The sequence below is a fragment of the Trebonia sp. genome (genome assembly GCF_030042015.1).
Classification (GTDB): Bacteria; Actinomycetota; Actinomycetes; order Streptosporangiales; family Streptosporangiaceae; genus Trebonia.
This window is the reverse complement of the sequence record NZ_JASIAL010000567.1, coordinates 1-6,359: the sequence shown is the minus strand read 5'-3', so window position 1 is coordinate 6,359 and position 6,359 is coordinate 1. Positions and strand designations below refer to the sequence as shown.

Genomic DNA, 6,359 nt, shown 5'->3' with positions numbered 1-6,359 from the left:
CCGCCTGGCGCGCCGGCCCGCCGCCCGGGGCGCGTGCCGTCGGCCAGGCGCGGCTGGCGCTCGTGGCTGGCACCGGTCGCTGCCGCGGTCGCCGTGCTGGCGATCGCGATCACGCTGGTCGCCGTCAGGGACATCCCTAGCGCCCCGAACCGACGGGCGGCTCCGTCCGTCAGCCCGGCAGGCGCCGCGGTCAGCATCCCGCAGTACTACGTGACGTTCAGCCAGCCTCGGGACGACACGACCAAGCCGGTCGCGCTGGTGCTGGGCGACACGCTAACCGGCAAGACGCTGTTCACGCTGCAGCCGCCGCGCGGCCTCAGCTTCGCCGGGATCACGGGTGCCGCCGACGACCGCACGTTCGTCGCCGACGCCCACCGGGACCCGTACGGCGTCCGGGGCTCGGCGGGCCGATCACGGACCTGGTACCTCGTGCGGGTCACCGGCACCGGCTCCCGGATAGCCCTGACGATGACCAGGCTGCCGATCCCGCCGACGCCGGTCGGCACCGACATCGTCGCGATCGCGCTTTCCCCTGATGGCACGAAGCTCGCGGTCGCGAGCGAGCCCGTCAGCGACAATATCGACGTGCCGCAGCTGCTGCGGGTGTACTCGGTGGCCACCGGAGCGGTGCTGCGTTCCTGGTCGTCGGCCCCTGGCCTTCTTCCGCCGATCGAGGGCGGGGGAGGCGCGGGCGGAGACGACAACGCGTCGGTGGCCTGGGTGGGCGACCACGCCCTCACTTACTACGGAATCACGCAGCAAGCGCCGCGCAAGTTCACCGGCGGCGTGTGGGTGCTAGAGCTGTCGCACCCCGACGGCCGCATCATCGCCAGCAGCCGGCTCGCGGTCCAAGTGCCTACTCAGGGCTATACCGCGCGCCCCCCGTTCGGCTGCAACTTGCTCTTCCGTGGCGATGTCGTCGTCACGGGTGACGGGAACTTGTTCGTCTGCGGCGGGAGCGGCGCGTCAAGCGTCAAGCTGCCGAGGCTGTACTGCCTTGAGAAGCCGGCCTGGAACACCGTGGCATACGCCGGGTTCTCGCTCACCACCGGGAAGCTGACCCGCTTCCTGTCCGGATACCGGACGGGGTGCTCCGGCTACAACGTCACTGGCTATGCGCTGTGGGCCAACTACAGCGGCAGCGTGGTAATCGGCTACATGCTGTTCGGGGACGCAAGCAGCGGGCGGTTCGGTGCGTTCAGCGACGGCGCCTTCCGGCCGTTGCCGTACCCCGTGCCAGGCAACTCGTATCAGTACTTCAACGGCAGCCTGCTCTATCAGGTCGCCTGGTAGGTGATGCTGGCCCCGGGCCGTCCGGCTTCACCGGGCAACCGGCACAATGGTGGGCAGAACACCGCCCACCGGGCTGGAGGGGACGCGCATGGCCACGATCGGGCTGCTGCATCCGGGTGAGATGGGCGCCGCCGTAGGCGGCTGCCTGGTCTCGGTCGGCCACGAGGTCTTGTGGGACCCGGCCGGGCGAAGCCGGGCGAGCACCGGCCGCGCGCTCGCCGCCGGGCTGTCCGGCGTCAGCCTCGCCGACCTCGTGTCCCGGTCCTCGGTGATCTTCTCGATCTGCCCGCCGCACGCGGCGCTCGACGTGGCGGGGCAGGTCGCGGCCGCCGGGTTCGGCGGCGGCTACGTGGACGCGAACGCGATCTCGGTGGCGACGGCCGCGCGGGTGGCGTCGGTCGTCGAGGCGAGCGGGGCCAGCTACGTGGACGGCGGGATCATCGGCCTGCCGCCCGAGGTCGCCGGGCGCACCCGGCTGTACCTGTCCGGCGCCGGGGCCGGCGAGGTGCGGTCCCTGTTCGGCGGGTCAGCCCTGGACGCGCGGATCGCCGAGGGCCAGCCGTTCGCGGCGTCGGCCGTGAAGATGGCCTATGCCGCCTGGACCAAGGGCAGCGGGGCGCTGCTGCTCGCGGCGCGGGCACTGGCCCGCGCCGAGGGCGTGGAGGAGACGCTGCTCGGCGAATGGGCGATGTCCCAGCCGTCGCTGAGCGCGCAGTCCGGGCGGTCCGCCGCGGCGGCCGCGGCCAAGGGCTGGCGCTGGGTCGCGGAGATGGAGGAGATCGCCGCGTCGATGGCCGCGGCCGGCTTGCCGCCCGGCTTCCACCAGGCCGCCGCCGAGATCTACGACCGCGCCGCACGAGGCGCCGGCGGCGCCGGGGGCGACGCGCGCGGCCCGGAGGCGAACGGGGCCGACGAAACCGCCGCCGGCTCCGCGCTGGACACCGTCATGTCCGCCCTCATGTAGCAGGCAGGGCATCATGCCAGGTATTGACCGCTGCCAAGGCGCCGCCGGACTGGCCGGACGTGTGGCCGCACGAGGACCGGCCGATGACCGTCAAGGACATGGAGAACATGCCCGACGACGGCAACAGGTACGAGCTCGATGACGGGATGCTGGTCGTGTCGCCGCGCCATACCACAATCACTAATTGGCCGTGCAGCGGCTCTACCTCATCCTCAAGTTCGCGCGTACCCCTGAGTTCGTTGTCCTTAGCGGTCCCGGCATCAACTTGAGCGAGTATCGGCACCGGATACCAGACATCGTCGTGGTACGCGCGGATGGCTTCCTGGTGGCCGAAGTCTTCGAGGCAAGGCCGCCTCTGCTAGCGGTCGAGGTGGCCTCTCGGCGCGCCAGGCTTTACGACCGCACCCGGAAAAAGACGGTTTACGAGCAGTACGGGATTGAGTCTTATTGGATCGTCAACCCCGATGTGGAACAGCCGGACATCACCGCGTTCCCGCTATTGGGCGGCAAGTACGAACAGGCCGGCTACGCGATCGACGAGAAGATGTTCACCACGCAGGTGCCGTTTCCGGTTTCGTTTGCCCCCGCGCAATTGCTCAGCACGGAGCCGCTTCGCTGAGCGGGGCCTACCAGACGGGGAGGCGGTCGGCGAGGTAGTCCGCCAGGGCATCGACGCCGATGCGCACCTGGGCCATCGAGTCGCGCTCCCGCACGGTCACGGCCTGGTCCGCCAGGGACTCGAAGTCGACCGTGACGCAGTACGGGGTGCCGATCTCGTCCTGGCGGCGGTAGCGGCGGCCGATCGCGCTGGCGTCGTCGAAGTCGGTGTTCCAGCGCTTGCGCAGCAGCGCGGCGATGTCGCGCGCCTTCGGCGACAGGTCGGCGTTACGGGACAGCGGCAGCACCGCGACCTTGACCGGCGCGAGCCGCGGGTCGAGCCGCAGCACGGTGCGGCGCTCCGGGTTGCCCTTGGCGTCGGGTGCCTCGTCTTCGGCGTAGGCGTCGAGCAGGAACACGAGCGCGCCGCGGTCCGCGCCGGCCGCGGGCTCGACGACGTAAGGGATGAACCGTTCGCCGGTCTCCTGGTCCAGGTAGCTCAGGTCCTGGCCGGACTTCTCCTGGTGGGTGGACAGGTCGAAGTCGGTGCGGTTCGCGATCCCCTCGAGCTCGCCCCATTCGGAGCCGGCGAAGTCGAAGCGGTACTCGATGTCCACGGTCCGCTTGGAGTAGTGGCTCAGCTTCTCCTTCGGGTGCTCGTACAGGCGCAGGTTCTCCGGCCTGACGCCGAGGCCGGTCCACCAGGCGAGCCGCTGGTCGATCCAGTACTGGTGCCACTCCTCGTCGCTGCCGGGGCGGACGAAGAACTCCATCTCCATCTGCTCGAACTCCCTGGTGCGGAAGATGAAGTTGCCCGGGGTGATCTCGTTCCTGAACGACTTGCCGATCTGGCCGATGCCGAACGGCAGCTTGCGCCGCGAGGTCGTGATGACGTTCTTGTAGTTGATGAAGATGCCCTGCGCGGTTTCCGGGCGCAGGTAGGCGAGGCCTGAGGTGTCCTCGACCGCGCCGAGGTACGTGCGGAGCATCGTGTTGAACATGCGCGGCTCGGTGAACGCGCCGCGGGTGCCGCAGTTCGGGCAGGCGATGTCGTCTAGGCCGCCGGGCGGAACGTGGCCGTGCTTGTCCTCATAGGCCTCGATGAGATCGTCGGCGCGGTACCGCTTGTGGCACGACTGGCACTCGGTGAGCGGGTCGGCGAAGTTCGTCACGTGCCCGCTGGCCTCCCAGACCTCGCGGGCCAGGATCACCGACGAGTCGATGCCGACAATGTCGTCGCGCTCTTGCACCATGTAGCGCCACCACTGGCGCTTGATGTTGTTCTTCAGCTCGACGCCGAGCGGCCCGTAGTCCCACGCGGCGCGCAGGCCGCCGTAGATCTCGCTTGACGGGTAGACGAAACCGCGCCGCTTGCTCAGGTTGACAATGGCGTCAAGACGGTCGCTGCGTAGGGCCATCGGGCTTCTCCATCCGGCTGGCGGTCGGCGGGCGCGGCAGGCGCGGTCCCCGGGATCGGTGAGCTAGCTTACCCCGGAATCGGATATGACATTGGGGACGGCGCCGCCGTACCGGCGCTCGCGCCCGGCGTAAATCTCACAGGCGTGCCACAGGTGCCGGCGGTCGAAGTCGGGCCAGAGGGTGTCGAGGAACACAAGTTCGGCGTAGGCGGACTGCCAGAGCAGGAAATTCGACAGCCGCTGCTCACCTGACGACCGCACGAAAAGGTCGACCTCCGGGATACCCGGCTCGTCCAGGTAGCGGGCGAACAGGCGCTCATCGATCTTGTCCGGGCGGATTTTGCCCGCGGCGACCTCGGCGGCGATCGCGGCCGCGGCGTCGGCGATCTCCGCGCGCCCGCCGTAGTTGACGCAGAACTGCAGGGTCAGCACCGTGTTCCCTGCCGACAGCTGCTCGGCGTACTCAAGCTCGCGGATCACGCTGCGCCACAGCCTGGTCCTGCGGCCCGCCCACCGGATCCGCACGCCCATCTCGTTGAGCAGGTCGCGCCTGCGGTGGATGACGTCGCGGTTGAACCCCATCAGGAAGCGGACCTCGTCGGGGTGACGGCGCCAGTTCTCCGTGGAGAACGCGTACGCGGACAGGTACGGGATGCCGAGTTCGATGGCGCCCATGATCACGTCGAGCAGCGAGGACTCGCCCTCCTTGTGCCCTTCCGTGCGGGGCAGCCCGCGCTGCTTGGCCCACCGGCCGTCGCCGTCCATCACCAGGGCGACGTGGCGGGGGACCAGCTCAGGCGGTATGGCGGGGGGACGGGCGCCGCTGGGATGCGGGTCTGGCGGCCGGACCGGCCGTGCCTCCTCCGAGGTCTTGCTCAAGCACGCTCCACGTGACGCAGCGACCGTATCGAGTGCTCCAGGTGCCACTGCAGGTACGCGGCCACCAGGCCACTGCACTCTACCCGGTGCCTGCGCTCGCTGCCCATGGCGCCGTCCCAGTCCCCCTGCAGCAGCGCGAGCATGAGCGCGACCGTCTGCGCGCTCGGCGACGCGGCGCCCGGCGGCCGACACGACCCGCAGACCATGCCGCCCGCGGCGAGCGCGAACGCCGCCAGCCGCGTGCCGTCGCCGTCACCCGGGCGGGCGCCGCAGCGGGCGCACTCGCCGAGCGCGGGCGCGTATCCGGCGACGGCCAGCGACCGCAGCAGGTACGCGTCGAGCACCAGCCGCGGATCGCGCGGGTCCTCCCCGGTCTCGCCGAGCGCGCGCAGCCCGCCGATCAGCAGCAGGAATTGGCGCAGCGCGGGTTCCTTCTCCATCGGGGTGAAGCGCTCGGCGGTCTCCAGCATCGCGATGCCCGCGGTGTACCGCGGGTAGTCGCCCACCAGCGGCGCGCCGTACGGCCGGATCACCTCGGCCTGGGTGACCACGTCAAGCGACCGGCCTGGGTAGAGCATGACGTCGACGTGGGTGAACGGCTCGAGCCTGGCGCCGAACCTGGACTTGGTGCGGCGCACCCCCTTGGCGACCGCGCGCACCCGCCCGCTGCGCCGGCACAGCAGGGTGACGATGCGGTCCGCCTCGCCCAGCTTCTGCGTCCGCAGCACGACCCCGTCGTCCCGGTATCCCTGCACGCTTTCCATTGTCCCGCGTGCGTCAACCATGCTGTTTTCATGAGCGGGGATAGAAAACCACCGAATGGGGTGGGTTTCTATCCCCGCTCATCCGCAAGTGCCGACCCGCGATACAGGAGCGGCGCGTGGGGTTGGCTTGAGCGGGAGGCGGGCCGGAGCGGGAGGCGGGCCGGAGCGGGAGGCGGGCCGGAGCGGGAGGCGGGCCGGAGCGGGAGGCGGGCCGGAGGAGACGCCGAACGGGCGGTGGGTGCAGACGGCCACCGCCCGTTCGGGATAAGGAATGGGACGGAACTAGGTGCGGCGGGAACGGTTGACGGCGGACAGCACCGCGCGCATGGAAGCGGTCGCTGTGTTCGTGTCGATGCCGACGCCCCAGAAGACCCGCCCGCCGATGGTGACCTCGACGTAGGCGGCTGCCTGCGCGTCGGTCCCCTCGGTGAGCGCGTGCTCGGC

The 6,359-nt window shown here is 70.4% G+C and carries 7 protein-coding genes; 3 read left to right on the top strand and 4 right to left on the bottom strand.

The features are described from left to right. The 3 genes from Q1N79_RS30215 to Q1N79_RS30205 all read left to right on the top strand — a co-directional run. On the top strand, positions 1 to 1,293 hold a 1,293-nt coding region (locus Q1N79_RS30215; protein ID WP_300614535.1), incomplete at its 5' end, for a hypothetical protein. Positions 1,294 to 1,381: 88 nt separating this feature from the next. Then, positions 1,382 to 2,257: an NAD(P)-dependent oxidoreductase gene (locus tag Q1N79_RS30210; RefSeq protein WP_300614534.1), complete on the top strand. Its 876-nt coding sequence runs from the start codon at positions 1,382 to 1,384 to the stop codon at positions 2,255 to 2,257. 190 nt (positions 2,258 to 2,447) lie between these two features. Continuing rightward, positions 2,448 to 2,876, top strand: a complete 429-nt coding sequence (locus Q1N79_RS30205) for a Uma2 family endonuclease (RefSeq protein WP_300614537.1) — start codon at positions 2,448 to 2,450, stop codon at positions 2,874 to 2,876. Positions 2,877 to 2,883: 7 nt separating this feature from the next. On the opposite strand, the gene Q1N79_RS30200 is transcribed toward Q1N79_RS30205, so the two are convergent. The 4 genes from Q1N79_RS30200 to Q1N79_RS30185 all read right to left on the bottom strand — a co-directional run. Next, the gene (locus tag Q1N79_RS30200; RefSeq protein ID WP_300614533.1) at positions 2,884 to 4,272 is read right to left on the bottom strand and encodes a glycine--tRNA ligase; all 1,389 of its coding nucleotides are present in this window, start codon (positions 4,270 to 4,272) and stop codon (positions 2,884 to 2,886) included. Between the two features lie 63 nt (positions 4,273 to 4,335). Further along, positions 4,336 to 5,151, bottom strand: coding sequence for an isoprenyl transferase (locus Q1N79_RS30195; protein WP_300614532.1), 816 nt, complete (start codon positions 5,149 to 5,151; stop codon positions 4,336 to 4,338). Continuing rightward, positions 5,148 to 5,906: a DNA repair protein RecO gene (gene recO / locus Q1N79_RS30190; protein WP_300614531.1), complete on the bottom strand. Its 759-nt coding sequence runs from the start codon at positions 5,904 to 5,906 to the stop codon at positions 5,148 to 5,150. Before recO ends, Q1N79_RS30195 begins: the two co-directional genes overlap by 4 nt. Positions 5,907 to 6,197: 291 nt before the next feature. Further along, the coding region (locus Q1N79_RS30185; protein ID WP_300614536.1) for an alpha-isopropylmalate synthase regulatory domain-containing protein at positions 6,198 to 6,359 on the bottom strand (162 nt) is incomplete at its 5' end.

Bases quoted from the DNA above. Each gene is read 5' to 3' on its own strand.
- Q1N79_RS30200 (WP_300614533.1), bottom strand. From the start codon at position 4,272: ATGGCCCTACGCAGCGACCGTCTTGACGCCATTGTCAACCTGAGCAAG.
- Q1N79_RS30210 (WP_300614534.1), top strand. From the start codon at position 1,382: ATGGCCACGATCGGGCTGCTGCATCCGGGTGAGATGGGCGCCGCCGTA.